The sequence below is a fragment of the Pseudomonas sp. CAM1A genome (genome assembly GCF_047501685.1).
GTDB lineage: Bacteria > Pseudomonadota > Gammaproteobacteria > Pseudomonadales > Pseudomonadaceae > Aquipseudomonas.
Window position 1 is genome coordinate 1 of record NZ_JBFNXP010000048.1, and the last position, 927, is coordinate 927.

The 927-nt window shown below is 67.7% G+C and carries 1 protein-coding gene; it reads right to left on the reverse strand.

Annotation, left to right across the window (positions count from 1 at the left end):
• Positions 1-927 (reverse strand): phosphopantetheine-binding protein (locus ABZO33_RS26820; protein WP_414538505.1); only part of this gene is annotated, 927 nt, incomplete at both ends.

Below are 927 nucleotides of genomic sequence, written 5' to 3' on the forward strand. Positions count from 1 at the left end.
CCGCTCCAGGCTGTCGAAGGCCAGGCGGGTCTGCAGCAGATAGGGGTCGCCCTGCTCGGCACTCAGGTGGTGATAGAGGATGCCTTCCTGCAATGGCGCCAGCGGGTAGATCTCCTGCACGTTGCCGGCGCCGCCTGGCACGCTGGCGACGATACGGTCGATGCTGGCCTGGTCGAGATCAATCAGGCTGAGCATGTCCGGCGTGATCTGCACCGCGTCTTGCGGCACACGGTTCTCGGGTACGGCTACCTCTCGCCCAGAGCCCACCGCAGCCGCCAGCGCGGCCAGGGTCGGCTCGGCGAACAGCACGCGCACGTCGGCATCCAGCCCGGCCTTGCGCATGCGCTCGATCAGGCTTACGGCCAGCAGCGAATGGCCACCCAGCTCGAAGAAGTGGTCATGGCGACCGACCTGCTCGATCTTGAGAACCTCGGCCCAGATCGCGGCCAGCGCGGTTTCCACCTCGCCCTGCGGCGCTTCGAAGGCGCGGCTGACCACGGCCTCGCTGCCCGGCTGCGGCAAGGCGCGGCGGTCGAGCTTGCCGTTGGCGGTCAGGGGCAGCGTGTCCAGACGTACATAAGCCGACGGCAGCATGTAGTCCGGCAGCACGCCTTGCAGGCGCTCGTGCAGTTCGCTGATCGCCGCCACGTCACCGGTGAAGTACGCCACCAGGCGTTTGTCCCCCGGCGCGTCCTCACGCACGATCACGGCGGTATCGCGAACGCCTGGGCATTCGCCCAGACGCCCCTCGATTTCGCCCAGCTCGATACGGAACCCCCGCAGCTTGATCTGCTGGTCGGCACGCCCCAGGTAACGCAAGGTACCGTCGGCCTGCCAGCTCACCAGGTCGCCACTGCGGTACATGGTGCCGCCGTTGAACGGATCCGGCAGGAAGCGCTCAGCGGTCAGCTCCGGCTGCCCCAGATA